Annotated in this window: 18 protein-coding genes; 12 read left to right on the top strand and 6 right to left on the bottom strand. The window is 45.7% G+C overall.

The genetic code is table 11. The features are described from left to right. The first annotated feature begins 104 nt into the window (after nt 1-104). Nucleotides 105-1673 (top strand): glutamine-hydrolyzing GMP synthase, encoded by a 1569-nt coding sequence (guaA, locus tag F941_RS13155; protein WP_005012168.1) that lies wholly within the window; start codon nt 105-107, stop codon nt 1671-1673. A gap of 124 nt (nt 1674-1797) precedes the next feature. Here the strand turns inward: guaA and F941_RS13150 are convergent, their stop codons facing one another. From F941_RS13150 to F941_RS13140, 3 genes are all read right to left on the bottom strand, one after another. Continuing rightward, on the bottom strand, nt 1798-4236 hold the full coding sequence (locus tag F941_RS13150; RefSeq protein WP_005012165.1) for an AAA family ATPase: 2439 nt from the start codon (nt 4234-4236) through the stop codon (nt 1798-1800). Nucleotides 4237-4353: 117 nt separating this feature from the next. Then, nucleotides 4354-5385, bottom strand: a complete 1032-nt coding sequence (gene dcm, locus F941_RS13145) for a DNA (cytosine-5-)-methyltransferase (protein ID WP_005012161.1) — start codon at nt 5383-5385, stop codon at nt 4354-4356. Nucleotides 5386-5541: 156 nt separating this feature from the next. Continuing rightward, nucleotides 5542-6888 (bottom strand): GGDEF domain-containing protein, encoded by a 1347-nt coding sequence (locus F941_RS13140; protein ID WP_005012159.1) that lies wholly within the window; start codon nt 6886-6888, stop codon nt 5542-5544. Nucleotides 6889-7288: 400 nt separating this feature from the next. Here F941_RS13140 and F941_RS13130 point away from each other — a divergent pair, with 400 nt between their 5' ends. From F941_RS13130 to F941_RS13120, 3 genes are all read left to right on the top strand, one after another. Continuing rightward, complete coding sequence (locus F941_RS13130; protein ID WP_005012157.1) at nt 7289-8236, top strand: pirin family protein; 948 nt, start codon at nt 7289-7291, stop codon at nt 8234-8236. Nucleotides 8237-8332: 96 nt separating this feature from the next. Further along, a complete protein-coding gene (locus F941_RS13125) occupies nt 8333-8731 on the top strand; it encodes an OsmC family protein (RefSeq protein ID WP_005012156.1) in 399 nt (132 codons plus the stop codon). Between the two features lie 90 nt (nt 8732-8821). After that, nucleotides 8822-9469, top strand: a complete 648-nt coding sequence (locus F941_RS13120; protein ID WP_005012155.1) for a glutathione S-transferase family protein — start codon at nt 8822-8824, stop codon at nt 9467-9469. Nucleotides 9470-9549: 80 nt separating this feature from the next. Here the strand turns inward: F941_RS13120 and phoR are convergent, their stop codons facing one another. The 3 genes from phoR to F941_RS13105 all read right to left on the bottom strand — a co-directional run bounded on the left by phoR (nt 9550) and on the right by F941_RS13105 (nt 12572). Continuing rightward, nucleotides 9550-10908 carry a phosphate regulon sensor histidine kinase PhoR gene (phoR, locus tag F941_RS13115; RefSeq protein WP_005012154.1) on the bottom strand — a complete coding sequence of 453 codons (1359 nt, stop codon included), beginning with the start codon at nt 10906-10908 and terminating at the stop codon, nt 9550-9552. Nucleotides 10909-10948: 40 nt separating this feature from the next. Then, complete coding sequence (phoB, locus tag F941_RS13110; RefSeq protein WP_005012153.1) at nt 10949-11659, bottom strand: phosphate regulon transcriptional regulator PhoB; 711 nt, start codon at nt 11657-11659, stop codon at nt 10949-10951. A 220-nt stretch (nt 11660-11879) separates the two neighbouring features. After that, nucleotides 11880-12572 carry a TetR/AcrR family transcriptional regulator gene (locus F941_RS13105; RefSeq protein ID WP_026253477.1) on the bottom strand — a complete coding sequence of 231 codons (693 nt, stop codon included), beginning with the start codon at nt 12570-12572 and terminating at the stop codon, nt 11880-11882. Nucleotides 12573-12818: 246 nt separating this feature from the next. Here F941_RS13105 and F941_RS13100 point away from each other — a divergent pair, with 246 nt between their 5' ends. The 8 genes from F941_RS13100 (at nt 12819) to F941_RS13065 (ending at nt 20223) form a co-directional block, all read left to right on the top strand. Continuing rightward, entirely contained in the window at nt 12819-13655 is an 837-nt protein-coding gene (locus F941_RS13100; protein WP_005012149.1) for an SDR family NAD(P)-dependent oxidoreductase, read from the top strand. A 184-nt stretch (nt 13656-13839) separates the two neighbouring features. Further along, nucleotides 13840-14781 carry a TauD/TfdA dioxygenase family protein gene (locus tag F941_RS13095; protein WP_228128354.1) on the top strand — a complete coding sequence of 314 codons (942 nt, stop codon included), beginning with the start codon at nt 13840-13842 and terminating at the stop codon, nt 14779-14781. Nucleotides 14782-14915: 134 nt separating this feature from the next. Beyond that, nucleotides 14916-15632, top strand: a complete 717-nt coding sequence (locus tag F941_RS13090; RefSeq protein ID WP_005012145.1) for a Crp/Fnr family transcriptional regulator — start codon at nt 14916-14918, stop codon at nt 15630-15632. 100 nt (nt 15633-15732) lie between these two features. Then, the gene (locus F941_RS13085) at nt 15733-15948 is read left to right on the top strand and encodes a TOBE domain-containing protein (RefSeq protein WP_005012141.1); all 216 of its coding nucleotides are present in this window, start codon (nt 15733-15735) and stop codon (nt 15946-15948) included. Nucleotides 15949-15961: 13 nt separating this feature from the next. Beyond that, a complete protein-coding gene (locus F941_RS13080) occupies nt 15962-17476 on the top strand; it encodes a porin family protein (protein WP_005012139.1) in 1515 nt (504 codons plus the stop codon). Nucleotides 17477-17506: 30 nt separating this feature from the next. Further along, nucleotides 17507-18556 (top strand): PhnD/SsuA/transferrin family substrate-binding protein, encoded by a 1050-nt coding sequence (locus tag F941_RS13075; protein WP_005012136.1) that lies wholly within the window; start codon nt 17507-17509, stop codon nt 18554-18556. 42 nt (nt 18557-18598) lie between these two features. Beyond that, nucleotides 18599-19447: an ABC transporter permease gene (locus F941_RS13070; RefSeq protein ID WP_005012134.1), complete on the top strand. Its 849-nt coding sequence runs from the start codon at nt 18599-18601 to the stop codon at nt 19445-19447. A 14-nt stretch (nt 19448-19461) separates the two neighbouring features. Further along, nucleotides 19462-20223 carry an ABC transporter permease gene (locus F941_RS13065; protein WP_005012131.1) on the top strand — a complete coding sequence of 254 codons (762 nt, stop codon included), beginning with the start codon at nt 19462-19464 and terminating at the stop codon, nt 20221-20223. Nucleotides 20224-20237: the final 14 nt, after the last annotated feature.

Raw genomic sequence — 20237 nt, 5'->3', positions numbered from 1 at the left:
CACTGGAATCGGCCAATTTAGGGGTCTGTCCGAATAGTGTGCGCATTGCGTGGAAAAATGCTAGAATACCGCGCTTATATTCGTTGCCTGCATAGTTGTTTGCCATGACTACCAATACCCAAATTACTGAAGACCGCATCCTGATTTTGGATTTCGGTTCTCAATATAGCCAGCTGATTGCACGCCGTGTACGTGAAGCTGGTGTTTATTCAGAAATGTACGCATTTGATATGTCTGAAGAAGACATTCGTGCATTTAACCCAAACGGGATCATCCTTTCAGGCGGTCCAGAAAGTGTTCATGAAGAAGGTAGTCCGCGCGCGCCAGAAGTTGTATTCAGCTTAGGCGTGCCTGTTCTTGGCATTTGCTATGGCCTGCAAACCATGTCAGAGCAGCTGGGCGGCAAAGTCGAGCCGGGTACAGTGCATGAATTTGGCTATGCTGAAGTCAATATTCAAGTTCGTGACAAATTAATTGGCGATTTAGAAGATACTAAAGACCAGTTAAAAGTGTGGATGAGCCATGGCGACAAAGTAACGCGTATTCCTGAAGGATTCCAGGTTACTGCAAGCACGCCAAGCTGTCCGTATGCGATGGTTTCTGATGAAGCCCGCCGTTTTTACGGGATTCAGTTCCACCCTGAAGTAACGCACACTGCAAAAGGCGCAGAGCTGCTGTCTAACTTCGTTCACGGCATCTGCGGCTGCCGTAACCTTTGGAACTCTGAAAACATTATTGATTTGCGCGTAGAACAGCTGCGTGAGCAAATTGGTGATCAAAAAGTTCTGTTAGGCCTTTCAGGCGGTGTGGACTCATCTGTCGTGGCTGCGCTTTTGCACCGCGCGATTGGCGATCAATTGACATGTGTATTCGTGGACAACGGCTTGCTTCGTTTGAACGAAGGCGAGCAAGTGATGGACATGTTTGCGAAAAACATGGGTATCCGTGTGATCCGTGCCGATGCTGAAAACCGTTTCTTAACTGCGCTTGCGGGCGAAGTTGATCCTGAGAAAAAACGTAAAATCATTGGCCGTGAATTTATTGAAGTTTTTGCTGAAGAAGCGCGTAAGCTTGATGGCGTGAACTTCCTTGCGCAAGGCACAATTTACCCTGACGTAATTGAATCTGCTGCCACTAAAAACGGCAAAGCGCACGTGATTAAATCGCACCATAACGTGGGCGGCTTACCGGAAGATTTAGCGTTTGAATTGGTTGAGCCAATCCGTGACTTGTTTAAAGACGAAGTTCGCCGTTTAGGGACAACTTTAGGCTTGCCGTTTGAAATGCTTTACCGTCATCCATTCCCAGGTCCAGGTTTGGGCGTGCGTATTTTGGGTGAAGTGAAAAAAGAATATGCGGACATTTTACGTCTAGCAGATGACATCTTTATGCAGGAACTTCGTGCAAGCGGCTGGTATGACAAAACTGCGCAAGCATTTGCGGTATTCCAACCTGTTAAATCTGTTGGCGTAGTGGGTGATGGCCGCCGTTATGCATGGGTAATCGCGCTTCGTGCTGTAGAAACTGTGGACTTTATGACTGCACGTTTTGCACACCTTCCTTATGATCTTGTAGACAAAATCTCTACACGCATCATGAACGAAATTGCAGACGTTTCTCGTGTTGTTTATGACGTTTCGTCTAAACCACCAGCTACGATTGAATGGGAATAATTTAGGGATTTCAAGAAGCGAAGCTTCTTGCCTAAATTACGGCAAAGGCTATGCCTGCGCCAGTTAGGGCTTTCAAATGAAAATCTCTAATTTTCAATAAAAAAGAGCGCTTCGGCGCTCTTTTTTATGGTGACTGATGACTAGGATGAAGTGAGTCATTCTGAATTGAAATATCTATACTTTCTAATAAAGCATCATATTGATGGATGTCTTCTTTTACCTTCTGAATAATTGCTTTAGCAACTCTATGCATTTCAGGTACATCCATTAGAGACATACCACGCTCTAAAACACCGGCACAATGAGAGTATTCATTATTTACTCTTCCTATAAATAATCTATAAATTTCGTCATTCCAAAAGGTCTTTAATCTTTCATCATCGTGTTTGAAATAGGTTGGAAATTTGAAGAACGAGTATATTTCTATAAATTTTCTAGCATTATTACTAAAATTATAGAAAACAGAATGATTTTCATCACTGAGAATGTTGGTGCTTGCACATGTATGAATTTGTTTGAACAAATAATTAAATTCAGTTGAATATTCACTTAAGTATTTTGGCATTTTAGATATTTTAGAAGAATTCTCATCTCTAGATATGAAATATTTAGAAACTTGTAATTCTTTATTTTGTCCATTCTGTATAACTCGAATGTTTAATCTTTTTAAATATTTAAGAAAATCTAGATTATGCGTACTAATAAATAACTGCGAAAATTTGCCGTGTAAGCAAATTTTTTCATTAATTAAACTATACACAAAGAAAATATGATTACTATCTAAACTACAAATTGGGTCATCTATCCAAATAATTGGTTCTTCACCGCTGTTTAAAGATTCTTGTACTTTTGCTAAGAAATAACAAAATGAAATTAAGCTACATTCACCCTCGCTTAAATTGTGAGCTTTGGTTTTACTAGTATCTTTAATTCTTTGTATTTCAAATTTAATTTGCTTTCCGTTAGTAGTATCAACTTCAATTGGTTCTAAACTTAAAGTGGGATGTCCAAATTCATGATTTAGAAGATCTTTAATGCGTTTACAAGCTTCCTCTTCGGAGCTTAATTTAGCTTTCTTAATTTCAATGTCTGACAGAATTGTAGCTTTTCGAGTTTTTAGTGTAGTTAGGGCAGTTTCTAAAGGAGCTATGACTTGGAAAGCCTGAGCGATATCTGTGGTTAATTGATTGTAATTAATAAGTTGTAAAAAGTTATAAACGTGGTCTAAACGCAATGCAATTTTAGCTTCTTTTTGTTGATTATTTAAGTTGCTATTTAATTGAATACACTCATCTCTGATAGAAGAAATTTGTTCAAGAATAGCTTTAATACGATCTGAATAGTCAATTGGATATTCAGCTTTTAATTCAGTAAATGGTTGTCTATTTTTTTGTTCGAGTAATTTTATAATTTGTTCAAGCGATTTCTTTTGTAGATCTATATTCGCATGAAGATTTGCCCTTAACTCGGTTAGAAGGACATGATGTTGTTGGTAGTAATGATTTATATCAAAACTTATTTTAAAACTTTGGCTCTCTAATAATTTATTTATCTGTTCTATACCATCTGCAATGCGATTTTGAAGTATCTGGGTTTCTTGATCAAAATGTTGTCTTAACTCTATTTGTCTTTGTTCAGTAATTTTATTAGTACAAAAGGCGCAACTAGATCGATCCTTATGTAGGTGTTGGCCTTTCTGTACCCATAAATTAAGCTCACTATCTTTGACTAACTCCTCAATTTTCTGAGAACCACCAACAACAGTTTTTAAAATTTGCGAGGTTGAATTTATGAGAGATGAGAAATTTAAAGTATAAGGTAAGAGTTCAGGGGGAGCAGATAGCTCACGCTGTTGGATAATGCTTTCAAATAATTCTATTTGCGTTCGGGTTAGTTGTTGATAGTTATTGTTCAGTACTTTAGAAATGTCCGCTTCTAAATTTCGTTTATCATAGCGAATCTCACCAAAACGTTCATGATTGTCTTTTATAGATTCTGAGCCACGAGTTGCTTTATCTGATAATTTTTTATCTAAGTCACGTACTTTATTTTGATGATCCGTGTTAGCACACCTTACTTCATTATCTTTATTCTGAATATCGAGATAAAGACCAGATTTTGTGCTGTCTTCATTTGAACCTAATTCATCTTTCAATTCTTGAATTCGATCTATTATCAGCTGATTGTCACCACCCAAAGTTACTGAGAAAGACTCAATATTTGCATTTTCATCATGGATGAATTTTAGATTTTCTTTAACGAAATCTGAATTATAAACATGAATTGGATGAGTGAATGCATATAAATTATTTTGAGAAATGATAGAGTTATCTAAGAGTTCAATCTGAAAATTAGGGTTATCGTATTTAGCTGGAATACCTTGTTTTTCTAAAGATCTAATAATTTTAGAAAGGCTAGTTTTGCCTGAGTAGTTACGTCCATAAAAGATGTTGATATCTTTAAAGTCATAGGTTTGATTGTTTCCAAGACTTAAATTTTGACCCCAATCAAAATTTTTAAAAATTCCAAAATTATCAATTTTTGATATACGCTTAATTTTCATTTTATACCAACTTAATTTTTAATATTCAAATATTTATTGATTTCTTAAATATACTTTTTGGTTGTTAATTATTCAATAAAAAAGAGCGCTTAGGCGCTCTTTTTTATACTCTAAACGTTATCCCGCCTTTCTCTGCTTTGGCATTTCATTCAAGTCCAGCACTTTTAAAATCTGTTCGCCAATGCGCTGAACCAGCGGCATGGTTACCGAGTTGCCTGCCTGTGTATATAAAGCGCAATTGGCCATTTTTTTAGGAAAATGCATTTGATCGACAGGATAGCCCTGAAAAGCAAAACACTCTTTGGGGGTTAATTTGCGAATACCGTAATCATCTTTAATGATCGGCACATTATGCCCGCCAGAACCCATGTTCGCAGTCAGTGTGGGGCAAACATTGCGCTTATTTTCACGCACATACACCCGGCGCCATTGATAAACTTTGTCCATTGAGATTACGGATTCCGCCATCTTCGCATAGTATTTATGATTTGGCCCATAGTAATATTTCTGATCCACTTTGCCTTTTTCCAGCAAGCTGCGGATGGAGGCAGTCAAAGGGATTTCTTCAGGGAAATTGAATTCTTGATATCTCGGCACTTGTACAGGATCTAAGGCCACAATAAAAATGCGCTGACGGTATTGCGGCACATTGGCATGCGTCATGCTGTTTAAGACTTGATGAAAGACGGTATAGCCCAGCTCTTCCAGCGTATTGCAGATGACCTGAAAGGTATTGCCGTGATCATGCGTCATCAGATTTCTGACATTTTCTAAAAAAAGCGCTTTGGGGCGATGCTTTTTGGCAATATTGGCCACATCAAAAAATAAGGTGCCTCGGGTCTCTTGAAAGCCCTTGCGGTGACCGGCAATAGAAAAGGCTTGGCAGGGAAAACCGCCGCAGAGAATATCAAATGTTTCTGGAATTTCCGCTTTGGTGCTTTCTAATGTGATATCGCCTTCAGGCAACTCACCATAATTGCACAAGTAGGTCTGCTGGGCGCGTTTATTCAACTCACTGGAAAATTCACAGCGTCCCTCAAGGTTCTGCAAGGCCATCCGGAAACCGCCAACACCCGCAAAGAGATCTATAAATGTAAATTTATAATCTTTAGGCTGTAGAAATGGGGGAGTAATCGGATCAGACAGCATTAAAAACTCAATCTCAGGGGATAAAAACTCACTTTCATTGTAATTAAAAACAGCAAAATAAAAAGGGTCAATCCGTTATTTAATGCGTTCCTAAAATGACTGCATATGCGGGTTGGCGCTGCCGAAAGTGAAGCCAAACCTGTGTTTGACACAGATTTACATAATGGACCAGGTGCGTGAGGCAGGATCCTTGCACGGATTAGGCAGCTGGATTGCATTCAAGGGCTTTTTATTTTTTGCTGGCGTTAATTTTGAGCGGGCGCTCATGGCGGGTTCGTAACGCACAACGCAGTTCCGGCCATTTTCTTTGGCCTGATAGAGCGCAAGATCGGCCTGTTTGACCAGTTCATCCAAATCCTGCCGATGCGATTTTAATTCTGCAACGCCAATTGAGACAGTAAAGCTCAAGCTTCTTTCTTTTAAATGCAAGCATTCATTCTGGATGCGCTCACGGATACGGTCGGCTATCAGCAATGCATCCTGAATGCTGGTTTCTGCGAGCAGGGCAATAAATTCTTCACCGCCAAAACGCGCCAAGACATCTTTTTGACGCATTTCTTTGCGCGTGGTGTCCGCGATGATCTGCAAAACACGGTCACCGATGTCGTGCCCGTAGCTGTCATTGATTTTTTTAAAATAATCCACATCAAACATCAGCAGGCAGGTGCTGGCAGGCGTTGGCCATTCATGAATGCGCCGTTCAGCGACATGCACAAATTGGCGCCGGTTAAATAACTGCGTCAGTTCATCTGTATGCGCCATGTTTTTGAAACTGTGCAGATTCCAGTCATCCAGCAGGGAACGCAAGAAATTCCGGCGGCCATGTAAAGTGCTGTTCCAGCTGATATACAGGCTGAATAAAAGAATGGGGAAAAAGGTGAGAAAAAATACAATCGCTTCCTGCACATGCATCAGCTGCTGCACACCGATGAGCGCAAAAATAGAGATGAACATTGTGCTGTAAAGGGCGGGTTTAAAACGGACCTGTATGCAGAGATTTGCAATTAATACAAAAATAACTGAAGCGTAAATATAAGAGTTGACCCACGGGCTGGAGGACTGCAGCAGCAAAAAGATCCAAAGCCCCATGCTGCAGGCGGTGCTGACCGGCAAGATCAGATCCAGCAGAAGAATATCTTTTTTATATTTGAACAGATAGAACCCGGCAAGCAGTGATGCGGCGACGCAGCCGACCCGCAGAAAAGCCGACAGGTTATACATATCCGGCATAATGAAATAATCTGCAAAAAAATAGATTAAAAAAACCAGCTGGGCAATATAGTTGATACGGCGCAGGAAAAAGCGCTGCTGCTGGTACTGGAAATCTAAAAAGGCCTGCTGAAAATGTGCTGGAATGGGCGCGTTATGATTTGCCAGCGCCTGTTCAATGGCGCTGCGGTTTTTCAGGCTGCATTCCGAAGGCTTCAGTAAATGCTGCTGAGGCTTGTGCTGTGCGGTTATACTGGAATGGCTTTTTTCACCAATCCTCAAATCTGCAGTCATGCGCTGATCCTTTTGATTACAGCAGGAATGAAGAGGAATGTATTATGGATAAATTGGTTAAAAAATAAACTCACCAGATTTGGGTATTTTTTCGCATAAAGTATGACAAAATGTGTAGATATCGACTGATTTAAAATTCTGACACTTTTACGCGCTTTCTGCGGCGGGAACAGCATGCTAGATTAAAGGCAAAGCTCTGCAGGGCATTGGGCCGAATAAAAACCGCTATTGTCCTATTTATAGCATTCACCGTATTGCCGGATGCATGGGCTTCACCCTCAGAATTGACTAAGATGCATGTATTCCATGCCGTGATTCAGCTATACGCCATTTCGGCTGTACATTTCTTTCAGCATCAACCGTGTTTGCAGCAAGACTTCGCCAGATTCAGGATAGCAATATGACCAATACCAATTACACAGAACTGTCATCTTCAGACGATTGCGAAAAATATATCAATCAATTTGTACAGGAATTCCCGCTGCGCAGCGCTGAAATTGGACAGGGAACCGTGATCAAGCGCGCTTTGCCCAGCCGCCATAAGCGCATGATTGGCGCATGGTGCTTTCTGGATCACGCCGGGCCTGCAGTGTTTCCGCAGGGAGAGGGGCTGGATGTTGGCCCGCATCCGCATATTGGCCTGCAGACCTTCACGTGGATGATTGAAGGCACCATGATGCATACCGACAGCCTGGGCACAAAACAGCTGATCCGCCCGCATCAGGTGAATTTGATGACGGCCGGCTACGGCATTTCACATACCGAAGTGGCGCCGGAGACCGAAACGCATATGCACGCCGCTCAGCTGTGGATTGCTTTGCCGGATGACAAAATCAATATGGCGCCGCGTTTTGATCATTACCCTGAACTGCCTGTGGTCAGCCAGGATGGTGTTGATTTTACTGTGCTGGTGGGCGAATTTATGGGGGTCAAGTCGCCGGTTGCCGTACATACTGAGCTTTTGGGCGTAGATTTGCAGGCGCAGGAAAGCACCCGCACCCGCATTGGATTGAATCCGAAATTTGAATATGGCTTTATGGCTTTAGAAGGCACGGCATCCATCAATGGCCATGAATTGACCGAAGACAATATGGTGGTTTTAGAGCCTGGGCTGGAGCGCGTTGACATTGAAATTCATGCCCATAGCCGGGTCCTGCTGCTGGGCGGTGAACCGTTTGAATCACCTATTTTACTGTGGTGGAACTTTGTGGGGCGGACGCAGGAAGAGTTGAATGTAGCGCGCGATCAGTGGATTAACCATGATGAACGCTTTGGCAATATTCCAGACTATGAAGGGCCGCGTTTAGAAGCGCCGGCTTTTCCTGACAAGATGCGCGCCTCCAAGTAAACCGGCTGGATTGTTCAGGCGCTGCCGCATGCGGCGCCTGACGGCTAAATGAAGTGCGCTGGCATCACAATAATACAAGATGAATAAGGACAAAAAATGGCTGTTATTGCAAATGCAAAAGTAGAGACCCTGCCTGAACCGTGGTCAGGCGCAATCCGCAGCGGCAGGCATCAGCTGATTACGGACAAGCCGGAATCTTTCGGCGGTCAGGATCAGGGCTTGGCGCCCTATGATTTGATCTGCTCAGGGCTGATTTCCTGCACCATGATTACCTTGCGCATGTATGCGCAGCATAAGGGCATTGATTTGGGCGCATTTCAGGTTGAAGCCGATTTCTGCACCAATAAAGAGGGCAGGGAATGGATTGAACGCCGTGTGCATTTTCAGAGCCCCCCAGATGAGGCGCTGCAGCATAAGGTGCTGGATATTTGCAGTAAAACTCCAGTCACGAAAACGCTGCTGCGCAGTTTAGAAATTAACACTCAATTGGTTTAATCCGCTTAAGCCGTGCGGGACAGCACGGCTTTTTACAGCGCTGCGTTAATCTCATTCAATTCATGATCAGTTAAATAATAAGGATAAACCATGCTGACACTGCATCACTTAGAACAGTCCCGTTCATTCCGCATTTTATGGGCGCTGGAAGAATTAGGCCTGGAGTATCAGATTCAGTTCTACAAACGCCTTCCGAATTTTGCAGGCCCGCCGGAGCTGCTGGCCGTGCATCCCTTGGGCAAAGCGCCTGTGCTGACCGATGATGATCAGAGCATTGCAGAATCTGCGGTGATTTTAGAATATCTGCAGGAACAGTTTGACGAATCAGGGCAGTTTGCGCCGAAAACACCGATAGACCGCCAGCAATACCGCTACTGGATGCACTATGCGGAAGGGTCACTGATGCCGCTGCTGGTGATGCAGCTGGTGATGTCCAATGTGCCGAAGCATGTCCCTTGGCTGATTAAGCCGATTGCGCAGAAAATCAGTGATGGCGTGAAAGCGGGTTTTGTGCAGGCGCGCTTAAAAGACCATATTGCTTTTTTAGAACATTATCTGTCAGCGCATGATTATTTTGCCGGCCAATTCAGCTTTGCTGATATTCAGATGAGCTTTCCTCTGCAGGCCTTGCAGTCGCGCACGCAAGGGCGATATCCGCATATTCAGGCTTTCTTGCAGCGCATCAGCAGCCGTCCAGCCTTTCAGCGCGCGCAGCAAAAAGAGCAGGCGCTGAACTGAGCGCGCACACGCGCCGATATTAAAAAAGCCTGCTCAGTCAGCAGGCTTTTTAATCGTTTTTGATTTGACAGTCAGACGGATCAGCTGACGTGATACAGGCGTTCTTTCGGAAACACCACTTTGAAAATCGAGCCGCGGTTTTCTTTCGACTCAATTTCTAAATGCGCCTGATGCTGCATCAGCACGTGTTTGACAATCGCTAAGCCCAAGCCTGTGCCGCCAGTTTGCCGGCTGCGGTCACTGTCGACACGGTAAAAGCGCTCGGTGAGGCGCGGCAGATGCTTCGGGTCAATGCCGATGCCGGTATCTTCAACCGTAAAATAGCCTTGCTCGCCGTCGTCATGCCAGCCTATGGTCACTGTGCCGCCTTTGGGGGTGTATTTGATGGCATTGGTAATCAGGTTGCTGAAGGCGCTGGCCAGTTCGGTGTCGGAACCGATTAAATCGCAGTGGCTGTCAATGTCTAAATTCAGCTCATGGCCATAATCGACATTGTAGGCATGCGCATCGTCATACAGCTGGTTCATCAGGCTGGGCATATCAATAATTTGATTTTTGGCAATTTTTTTATCATTTTCTAAGCGTGACAGCAGCAGCAGGTCATTCACTAAAGCATTCATGCGCCGTGTCTGTGACTGCATCTGGTCAAAAGCGCGTTTCCAGCGCGGGTTCAAATCTTCCTGATCGGTAAAGGTTTCGATATAGCCGCTGAGCACCGTGAGCGGCGTGCGCAGTTCATGAGAAATATTGTCGACAAAGTCTTTGCGCATCTGTTCCAGATTGTGCATGCGGGTCACATCATAGGCGACCAGCAGGCGGCTCTCGCCGCCAAACCGGGTCATTTTGACTTGCACATAATGTTCATCAAAACCTGTCGATTTCATTTTCAGGCCATCGGGCGCCTGATCAATATTGTTGAAATACTCAATAAAGCTCGGCTGGCGCAGCAGAGTCAAAATATTGCGCCCGCGGTCGGCGGCTTGAATGCCCAGCAGCTTTTCCGCAGCCGGGTTCCACCACTCAATTTGATGGCTTTCATCAATAAGGACTACGGCTTCGGCCAGCGCCACCAGTGAGGACTGCGCGCGGTCAATTAAGCCGACCATTTCCGCCTGAACAATGCGCTCCTGGCGCTGCGCGCGGTAGACATTGAACAGCAGCGCGCCCCAGATGCCGTCTAAATTCGGCGGCACATCATAAGGGCGGTTGGAAATCCATTCATTGACTAAATACAGCGAACGCAGCTGCAGGGCAAAGAAGATGCTGAAGGCCGCAAAAATGCAAATCCAGAAATACCCGGTCCCAAGGCCAATGCAGCCGCCGATAATCAGCAGAAAAGCCAGCAGGCGCAAATCCTGCTTGGCAAAGGTCCATAAGCTGCTGTAGCGGAACTTCTTATGCTCTCGCGCCAGCTCAGGGACAGGGTAGGGTTCGTACATAAAATACTGCTAACCTAAAAAAGCTTGATCTTGAATGATATCAGCCAAGCGCAACATCTGCGCGGGTAGAAAAACGGTAGCCTGTGCCGCGCACGGTCTGCACATAGCGGTCTGCGCCGTAAGGCTCTAGAACTTTGCGCAGGCGGCGGATATGCACGTCAATCGTGCGGTCTTCAATATACACGTTTCCGCCCCAAACTTGATCCAGCAATTGCGCGCGGGTGTAGGCGCGTTCAGGATGGGTCATGAAAAAAGCCAGCAGGCGGTATTCGGTCGGCCCCATTTCTAAAATACTGTCGCCATGGCTGACGCGCTGGCTGACCGGATCTAAAATCAAGCCATTGGCATCAATGGTTTTCTCGCCGCCCAAGGCATTTGAACGGCGCAATACCGCCTTAATGCGTGAGACCAGCTCGCGGGTCGAAAACGGTTTGGTCATGTAGTCATCTGCGCCGGCATCCAGGCCTTGCACTTTATGGTCTTCTTCGCCGCGGGCGGTCAGCATGATGACGGGGATCTCAGATAAGTTCTCGTCGCGCTTCAAGCGGCGGCATAAATCGACGCCGCTGACGCCGCCAGGCATCATCCAGTCCAGCAGGACGAGAGCAGGGCGCTGGTCGACAATCATCTGATGCGCCTGTTTGGCATCTTCGGCTTGCTGGCATTGAAAGCCCGCCATATCTAAAGAGGTATGGATCATTTCCCGGATCGGGAGTTCGTCGTCGACAATCAAAATGTAGTCATCTTTCACAGCGCAATACCCTATTTCATGTAAACGGTGGACCGTTTTATATTTATGACAGGCTTATTACAAAGATTAATTATGACAGTATCATTGCAAAAAAGTATGAGCAGCCCGTTTTTGAAAGATTTTGTGACAAATATCTGCGTAAAATAGCCGTTCAATTTAAAAATAAGCTTATGTTTTTTAAAAATAATAAGATTTTTTCAACACTGTAAAATAAGTTTCATTATTTTTTCACTGAGGGCTCATGCTGAGAGAAAGTCTGCAGCAGGGAGAGGAACACAATGCTGCAGGACGATAGAATTTCATCCATCGACTGCTTAAATCCGCTCATCACCCAGCGGATGGCGATTTGTGTGACATAGCCATTCAGCCCGGTTGCCACCAGCGAAATTTCCCGCTCTGAGCGTCCAATATTCGGCATCATCAGCATGACAAAGGCATGAATCATCCGGTCAAAGCGTGACATGGTTTCGTGAATGGTGGCTTGATTATGCAGTTCCTGCACCAGCATGGCATCAATGTAAATGATGCGGGCCATTTGCGGATTGTCTTTTAATGTGGTCAGCAGGGCTGTGAGGCCGGCTTCAATCATTTTTTTCGGATCTGAAGAGGCTTGCATAATCGCCTGCATGACATTCTGCTGCAGTTCATCAATCAGCTTTAAGAATATGGTTTGAAAAAGATTTTCGCTTTTTTTAAAGGATTCATAAAAATAGCGTTCGGTCAGTTTGGCTTCATTGCAAATGTCTTTGACCGTCACTGAAAAAAAGCCGTGCGTGCCATAGGCTTCAATGCCGGCTTCAATCAGTTTTTCGCGGCGCAGCTGTTTGCGCTCTGTCAGTGACAGGCCTTTGAATTGGCGTTCCTTGCTGTTTTTGGCGGGCTGCTTTTCTTCTGCCGCTGGCTGCTCTGTCATCATCATCATTTTAAGTTGAAACGGATCATTGTCATATCTTATCAATAAATCAGCCGAACACCTATGCCCATCCACCTTATCCGCAAGTGCAACAGAGCGTCCCAAGATGATATTGACAATATGTATTGTCAAACCTATATTGAAGCAATGAGCTGAGACGAGGCTGCACAAATACAAGCAGCTGATGCCCCGTTGGGTAGAGTGCAAAAGCTTTAAGCTCAGAACCGTTTAAGCAAAGGAAACAGAATGAAAAATTTTAAAAATAAAGTCGCTGCCATTACGGGAGCAGGTTCAGGGATTGGCCAGCAACTGGCGGTACTGCTGGCAAAGCAAGGCTGCCATTTATCTTTAAGTGATGTAAATGAGCAGGGGCTGGCGCAAACGGCGGCGCTGCTGACAGACAGCAATGTGCGTATCACCACCCAAAAAGTCAATGTCGCGAAGCTGGATGAGGTCCGCGCCTGGGCGCAGGACACCGTGCAGAATCATGGTTCGGTCAATATGATCTTCAATAATGCCGGCGTGGCTTTGGGCTCTACGGTGGAAGGCGCCAGCTATGAAGAGCTGGAATGGATTGTCGATATCAATTTTTGGGGCGTGGTGTACGGCACCAAAGAGTTTTTGCCGCTGATCAAGAAATCGGGCGAGGGCCATATCATTAATATCTCCAGCCTTTTTGGCCTGACCGCGCAGCCGACGCAGTCGGCCTATAATGCCACTAAATTTGCTGTGCGCGGCTTTACCGAGTCGCTGCGCCAGGAGCTGGATATGGAAAACAGCGGTGTCAGCGCGCTGTGTGTGCATCCGGGCGGCATCCGCACCAATATTGCCAATGCGGCAAAAATGAATGACAGCCTGCGCAGTTTAGGCATGAATCCGGAAAAGTCGGCGCAAACCTTCAATAAGCTGCTGCGCTGCCCGCCTGAAGAAGCCGCCCGCCAGATTTTAGAGGCTGTGCAGAAGGACAAGCGCCGCCTGCTGATCGGCAATGATGCTAAAGCGCTGGATTTAATCCAGCGCATCCTGCCGACGGGCTATCAGAAAATTACCGCCATGGCGACCAAGCTGGGCCAAGGCAAATAAAGACAATGCAGCAGAACAGCCCGCAGATTGCGGGCTTTTTTACGGGGGTAAAGCATTTTTTAGTTTTTATATAGCAGAAATGCAGTATAGAAATGTCAATTTATTGACAGATTTGCCTCAGCCAATTCGGCATGATGATTTCACAGGCCCAGTGTCCTATAACAATTTTAAAGAGGAAATTTTCATGTCACAGCAATATCAGCATATTCAAGTCCGCCCGATCGGCGGCCGCATTGGCGCAGAAATTCAAGGCGTTCAGCTGTCTGCAGACTTAGCGGACGAAGTGGTGCAAGAGATCAATCAGGCTTTGCTGAAGCACAAAGCGATCTTTTTTAAAGGCCAGCAGCATTTAGATGATGTGGCGCAAGAGGCATTTGCCGCCCGCTTAGGCACGCCGCTGAATCATCCGACTGTTCCTGTGAAAGATGGCTCAGCGCATATTTTGGAAATTGATTCACGCGGAGCGCGTGCAGATGCATGGCATACTGACATTAGCTTTATTGATGCCTATCCTAAAGCCTCAATTTTACGCAGCGTGGTGGCGCCAGAAGTGGGCGGCAATACGGTTTGGGCCAATACCGCAGCGGCTTATGCAGATCTGCCTGAGCAGCTGCAAACTTTAGCGGACAGCCTGCGCACGGTGCACAGCAACAATTATGACTATGCGGCCAAGGCCAGCATTCCGCCAGAAGTTTTGGCGAAATATAAAAACTACTTTAACTCTACAGAATATGAAACAGAGCATCCGCTGGTGCGCGTACACCCGGAAACAGGCGAGAAATCGCTGCTGTTAGGCAGCTTCTTCAAAAACTTTGTCGGCTACAGTCAGGCAGAATCGCGCAGTTTGTATGCGCTGTTTCAGGCGTATGTCGAAAAGCTGGAAAATATTGTCAGCTGGCGCTGGGATGCAGGTGATGTTGCCATCTGGGATAACCGCGCGACACAGCATCGGGCCATTAATGACTACGGCGACCAGCACCGCGTTGTGCGCCGTGTCACGCTGGAAGGTGATATTCCTGTTGGCGCAGATGGGCTGCCAAGCAAAGTCTTGCGTAAGGAAGTGAAAGAAGACCCTGCAAATTTCCGCTATAACAGCGAGCAGGGCATATATGAAAAAGCTTCATAAGAAATGCTGTTTTATTCGCAAACTTTGCATATAAAACGCTAAAGTTGGAAGAATAAATGATTCGCCAGTGCCGATTAATCCATCTAGTATATTTTTCTCTCATCAAAAGATTAAAATAATAGGATGGATTAATCATGGCAGCGCATGCAGATTTATCTACATTTTATAAGCGTGAAGTTTATGAGGTTTTAAAGAGGGTATTTAAAAATATATCGGATTATAAAATTCAATCTATTCTAGAAAATTCTAATATTAAAAAATATCAAAAAAATGATTTAATTTTAAGTCAAGAAAATAGCAGTGATGCACTGTATATTTTGCTCGATGGAATTATCCAAATTGGATATTTAAGCCCGTCGGGCCGTTTTCACGCCTTTAGTTATTATTCGGAAAAGCATTTGATTAATTTGCTGCCTTGCCTGAACTCGCAAGCGATTGACTATGATTATTATGCTTTTAATCAAGTGCGCATTTTGCAGATTCCCAAAGCTGTTTTTATTGAAGAAATCAGTCATAGCAATGCTTTGAAGCAGGATGTGCTGGATATCTTAAGCCTGCGCATGCACTATTTAATTCAGCAGGTGAAGTTCTTGCAAGTGGCCAATTTACATCAAAAAGTTTGCAAAATACTGCTGGATTTGTCGATGCAGTATGGCGAAGCGCATGCGCTTGGGACAGAAATCCGCTTAAAAATTTCACAGCATGATTTAGCTGACCTGCTGTCATCTTCACGGCAAACGATTAATAAGGAAATTAAAATCCTTGCACAGCAGGGTGTGGTTTTTTGGCAGTATGAAAATATTATTATAAAGAATAAAGATTATTTATCGAAGCAGATTTTATTAATTTAGTATTATTTTAATAAAACCGATATAAAAATCATTTTATATTATTTTTTAATTTTTTATAAATGCGTCATTATTAATTTCAAGCAAATAACAGGAATTAAAAATGACCATTCAATCTATTAATGTGCGCAATCAATTAAAAGGCACGATTCAGGAAATCGTGAAAGGCGACGTTGTTTCAGAAGTCGATGTGGTTACGGCCTCCGGCGTATTTACTTCAGTCATTACCACCCGTTCTGTGATCGAACTGGATTTGCAGATCGGCAGTCAGGTGATTGTGCTGATTAAGTCCACTGATGTGTCACTTGCGAAGCTTTAGGTGACGGTTCAGCATGAAACGAATTTATTTAAAACAAGGGGTAGCAGCGCTGACGCTGTTGAGTGCAAGTATTGCTTTAAGCCATGCAGATACGGATGTTGCGCAGCTGCAGCAGCAGGTTGCGCAGCTGGAGCAGTCATTAAAACAATTAAAAACTGAGCTTAGCCGCATTCAAAGCGCAGACCAGGCTAAAGCGGGCGGCGCAGAAGCGGCTGATGAAAATTTAACCGCAGATGCGGGCGCTGAAGCTGGATCAGAAAGCAGTCTTGAGGCTGAGGATGATCAAAGCTTTGTGACCCGTGCAGAGCTGCAGGGCCTGCAAAGCGATTTGGAAAATTATAAATATCAGGTGCAGCGTGAACGCGATACGAAAACGGCGCTGTCTACCCGCCAGCTGCTGATTAATGGCGTGGTCCAGACCAAAGCATCTTATATCGATGAGCCGCAAGTCACGCCGCCGCAGGGCGCAAATACAGGCAATGCGGTGAACAGCCGCCGCTCTTCCTTTGATTTGGGCGCGGTGCAGATTGGCTTTTCCGGCAACTTATTTAAAGATTATGAGCAGGGCAAAAACCTCGACTTTAACCTGCGCTTTGGCACGTCACCGCAGTCGGGCACCAATAACAGCTATTTGAACTTGCTGGATGCGCAGCTGATTTATAACGTGCTGCCGACATTAAGCCCGGATACAGGCCGTTTGTCGGTCACTTTGGGTCAGCAGCTGCTGCCCTTTGGCCAAGAGGTGCAGGCGACTGAAGATTTGAAGCCAACCATCAACAATGCCTTATTCAGTTTGCCGGGCTATGGCTACGGCTTGGCTTTGCGTGAGGTGGGGCTGATTGTGCGCGGCGATGCGCTGCCGACGGTTGATTATGGCTACAACTACCGTTCTCCAATGATCAGCTATGCCTTTGGGATTGTGAATGGCAATGGCGCAAATAAGTCCGATGACAATGATGACAAAAACTTTGTCGGACGCCTGCGCTACACCTTGCCTGCCGAATACAACTCGTGGCTGCGTGAACTGAGCTTTGGCGTGTCGTGGTATCAGGGCAGGAGCAATTTATTTGAAACCAGCGGCGCCAGCGCATCCTTTGCCGGCAAAGGCGATGTGCTGCGCAAAGGCTTTGATATTTATTACAACCACCATCCATTTGGCGTGACGTATGAATATGTGCAGGGCGAAGACGATACCTATAGCAGCCAAAGCGCTTCTGTGTATAAACGCGAAAGCGAGTCACATACGGGCACGCTGTTTTGGAACTTTGGTGAGCAGTTTGTCAAGGGCTTCCGCAATCAGGGGCGTTATGACGACTGGTGGCCAAAGTCCTATCAGGCCTTTTACCGCTTTGACAGCATAGACCGCGACACCAATGCGGACAATCAGCTGATTGACATACACAGCCTCGGGCTCAATGCATTTTTTGCAGAAACCACCAAATTTCAAATCAATGTGAATCATGTGAATAACGAACTAATCAACAAGAGCTACAACGAGCTGGTCGCCCAGTTCCAGTACGGCTTTTAAACCTTATTTAAATTATTAGAGGAATTCCGCATGTCTTCATGGACCAAAATTTTATTCAGCAGCGTGATTGCTGTTTCTACACTCGTACCGGCGGTGCAGGCCTTTGCAGCTGAGGCTAAGCCAGCGGTCATCCGTTTTGCTTCACCATTGGTGGGCACCGGCAACCGCCCTGTCGGCTACGGCAGCTACTATGCAACGGTGCAGACTCAAGGCCTCATTGAAAAAGAATTCCAAAAAGACGGCATTAAAATCCAGTGGAACAACTTCAAAGGCGCAGGCCCTGCAATTAATGAATCCTATGCCAATGGCTTGATCGACATTACTTGGCTCGGTGATCTGCCGGCCCTGATTGGTAAAGCCAGCCGTTTAGATACCAAACTGATTGCGGTGGCAGGTTCAAATGACAATACCTATTTAATTGTACCGCCGGGATCAACCGCCAAATCATGGGCAGATTTAAAAGGCAAAAGAATCGGCTTTTTCCGCGGCACCAGTGTGCATTTAGCATTAAATCAAATTATTAAAAAATATGGTTTTACGGAAAAGGACTTTAGATTTGTCAACGTAGACGGCCCTGTCGGCTACGCGGCTTTGGCCAGCGGCGATCTGGATGCATTATTCAGCAATCAGTCGGTATTTCCTGTGATTGACCGCGGTGTGGCGAAGCTGATTTACAGCTCTAAAAAAGAGCCTGCGCAGCTGCAAAGTTCTGGCTACGTACTCGTAAACTCAAAGTTCGAGCAGAAATATCCTGAAACCGTACAGCGCGTGGTCAATGTGCTGGTGAAAGAAGCTGCTTGGGAGAGTAACCCAAACAACAAACCGGCTTTATTTAAAACTTGGGCCAAATCCGGCTTGCCGTATAGCGCATTTGTCCGCGCCAATGACGGTGTGAATTTAAAAAGCCACAGCGCGCCAGTCTTCAATAGCGCCAGTATTTCCTTAATTAAGCAGAAACTCAAAGCAGGCCAGGACTTAAAGCTGATCCGCGGCAATATTGATGTCGATCAGTGGATTGAGCCTAAATACCTCAACAACGCGCTGAAGAGTCAAAATTTACAGAATTTCTGGACGCCTTGAGTGCTGGATCAATAAGCCTTGGTTTCTGAAAGGAGAGATCTGATGCTGCAAGAATTAGAGCTGGATAGCGCAAAACCGATTGCGAAGCCTGAACCGCTGCTGGCGCTGAAACGCCTGCTGCAGCCTGTGCTTCAGAGTAAAGCAGCATTGTGGAGTGTCGGCCTGATTTTCCCTTTGCTGCTGCTGTACACATGGCAAATCGCGGTGGAGCGCAATTGGGTCAATACCTTATTGCTGCCGCCGCCAGAGCTGGTCTGGACAGCGCTGAAAGACCTGTACAGCAGCGGTGAGCTGTGGAGCAATCTCAGTATCAGCCTGAGCCGCATTGGCTATGGCTTTAGCGCTGGGATTGTTATAGCGCTAGCGCTTGGCCTAGCCATGGGGCTGTCCCGTACAGCCGAAGCCTATATTTGGCCAACGTTTAAAGTCATTAATTTGGTGCCAGTGGTGGGCTGGATTCCGTTATTAATTCTCTTGGTCGGTATTGATGAAGCGCTGAAAATTATTCTTATTGCCAAAGCCGCTTTAGTCCCGATGACCATCAACGTTTTTAAGGGCGTGCGCAATATATCGCCGCAGCTGATTGAGGTTGCAGATGTCTATCAGCTGGGCACGTGGTCCAAGTTTAAAAATCTGGTGCTGCCGGGCGCTTTCCTCAGCTTTATTGGCGGCCTGCGCTTATCGCTGGCCAGCGCATGGGGCGCATTGGTGGCCGTTGAGCTGCTGGCATCCAGCGAGGGCATTGGCTACATCATGGTCTATGGACGGCAAATTTTTCAGCTGGATGTGGTATTGGCGACTGTTGTGGTGATTGGACTGGTGGGCTTTGCTTTTGATGTCTTCATCCGCCTGCTGCAAAAGCAATTCCGCGGCTGGGATCAGGCCAATTAACCGGAGCAAGAAGAATGAAAAATATTGATTATCGCGGCTGGATCATCCCGCTGGTGCTTTTGATTGCATGGTCGGCTGCGGCCGCTTGGAAATGGGTCGATCCAGCTTTGCTGCCTGCGCCGAAAGAGGTGGGCAAGGTGCTGCTGGAGTCGGCGCAGTCCGGTGAGCTGTATGAAAATGTCATCGCCAGTTTGCTGCGCAATACGGCGGGCTTTATTGCAGGCGGCGTGATTGGCGCTGGTTTTGGATTGCTGCTCGGGCTGAATGTCTGGCTGGACCGATTTTTTTCGCCCACTTTAAATGCCATCAAGCATGTCGCAGTTTTTGCATGGATTCCGCTGATGATTATGTGGTTTGGCCATGGCGAAGTTTCCAAAGTGATTTTTATCAGTCTGGTGGTGTTTTATCCGGTGTTTTTTAACACTTATGACGGCGTCAGAAATGTGCCTGTGAAAGTTAAAGAAGTGGCGCAAATTTTCCAGCTCAATCCGCTGCAGACTTTTTTTAAAGTGATTTTGCCGGCTGCTGCGCCCAGTATTTTTGCGGGCCTGAATATCGCCTTGGTTTTTTCATGGGTGGCGACCGTGGGCGCGGAGTATTTCTTTGTTTCAGCTGTGGGCGTGGTCAACCCGATTATGGACGGCCAGAACTTATTTAAAATGGAAGTGGTGCTGTACGGCATGCTGATCATTGGCGCAGTCGGCCTAGTCTTTTCCAAAGTCGCGCAATTTTTTGAACAATACAATTTACGCTGGCGTCAGGCTGCGCAGAAATAACAAGAAGCGAGAAC

The sequence above is a fragment of the Acinetobacter bouvetii DSM 14964 = CIP 107468 genome (assembly GCF_000368865.1).
Taxonomy (GTDB): domain Bacteria; phylum Pseudomonadota; class Gammaproteobacteria; order Pseudomonadales; family Moraxellaceae; genus Acinetobacter; species Acinetobacter bouvetii.
The sequence above is the reverse complement of the archived record's forward strand: the minus strand, read 5'-3'. Positions and strand labels throughout refer to the sequence as shown.

What these genes read in the sequence shown, in the direction of transcription:
- guaA (WP_005012168.1), top strand. Translation starts at nt 105, where the DNA reads ATGACTACCAATACCCAAATTACTGAAGACCGCATCCTGATTTTGGAT.
- F941_RS13150 (WP_005012165.1), bottom strand. Translation starts at nt 4,236, where the DNA reads ATGAAAATTAAGCGTATATCAAAAATTGATAATTTTGGAATTTTTAAA.
- dcm (WP_005012161.1), bottom strand. Translation starts at nt 5,385, where the DNA reads ATGCTGTCTGATCCGATTACTCCCCCATTTCTACAGCCTAAAGATTAT.
- F941_RS13140 (WP_005012159.1), bottom strand. Translation starts at nt 6,888, where the DNA reads ATGACTGCAGATTTGAGGATTGGTGAAAAAAGCCATTCCAGTATAACC.
- F941_RS13130 (WP_005012157.1), top strand. Translation starts at nt 7,289, where the DNA reads ATGACCAATACCAATTACACAGAACTGTCATCTTCAGACGATTGCGAA.
- F941_RS13125 (WP_005012156.1), top strand. Translation starts at nt 8,333, where the DNA reads ATGGCTGTTATTGCAAATGCAAAAGTAGAGACCCTGCCTGAACCGTGG.
- F941_RS13120 (WP_005012155.1), top strand. Translation starts at nt 8,822, where the DNA reads ATGCTGACACTGCATCACTTAGAACAGTCCCGTTCATTCCGCATTTTA.
- phoR (WP_005012154.1), bottom strand. Translation starts at nt 10,908, where the DNA reads ATGTACGAACCCTACCCTGTCCCTGAGCTGGCGCGAGAGCATAAGAAG.
- F941_RS13105 (WP_026253477.1), bottom strand. Translation starts at nt 12,572, where the DNA reads ATGACAGAGCAGCCAGCGGCAGAAGAAAAGCAGCCCGCCAAAAACAGC.
- F941_RS13100 (WP_005012149.1), top strand. Translation starts at nt 12,819, where the DNA reads ATGAAAAATTTTAAAAATAAAGTCGCTGCCATTACGGGAGCAGGTTCA.
- F941_RS13095 (WP_228128354.1), top strand. Translation starts at nt 13,840, where the DNA reads ATGTCACAGCAATATCAGCATATTCAAGTCCGCCCGATCGGCGGCCGC.
- F941_RS13090 (WP_005012145.1), top strand. Translation starts at nt 14,916, where the DNA reads ATGGCAGCGCATGCAGATTTATCTACATTTTATAAGCGTGAAGTTTAT.
- F941_RS13085 (WP_005012141.1), top strand. Translation starts at nt 15,733, where the DNA reads ATGACCATTCAATCTATTAATGTGCGCAATCAATTAAAAGGCACGATT.
- F941_RS13080 (WP_005012139.1), top strand. Translation starts at nt 15,962, where the DNA reads ATGAAACGAATTTATTTAAAACAAGGGGTAGCAGCGCTGACGCTGTTG.
- F941_RS13075 (WP_005012136.1), top strand. Translation starts at nt 17,507, where the DNA reads ATGTCTTCATGGACCAAAATTTTATTCAGCAGCGTGATTGCTGTTTCT.
- F941_RS13070 (WP_005012134.1), top strand. Translation starts at nt 18,599, where the DNA reads ATGCTGCAAGAATTAGAGCTGGATAGCGCAAAACCGATTGCGAAGCCT.
- F941_RS13065 (WP_005012131.1), top strand. Translation starts at nt 19,462, where the DNA reads ATGAAAAATATTGATTATCGCGGCTGGATCATCCCGCTGGTGCTTTTG.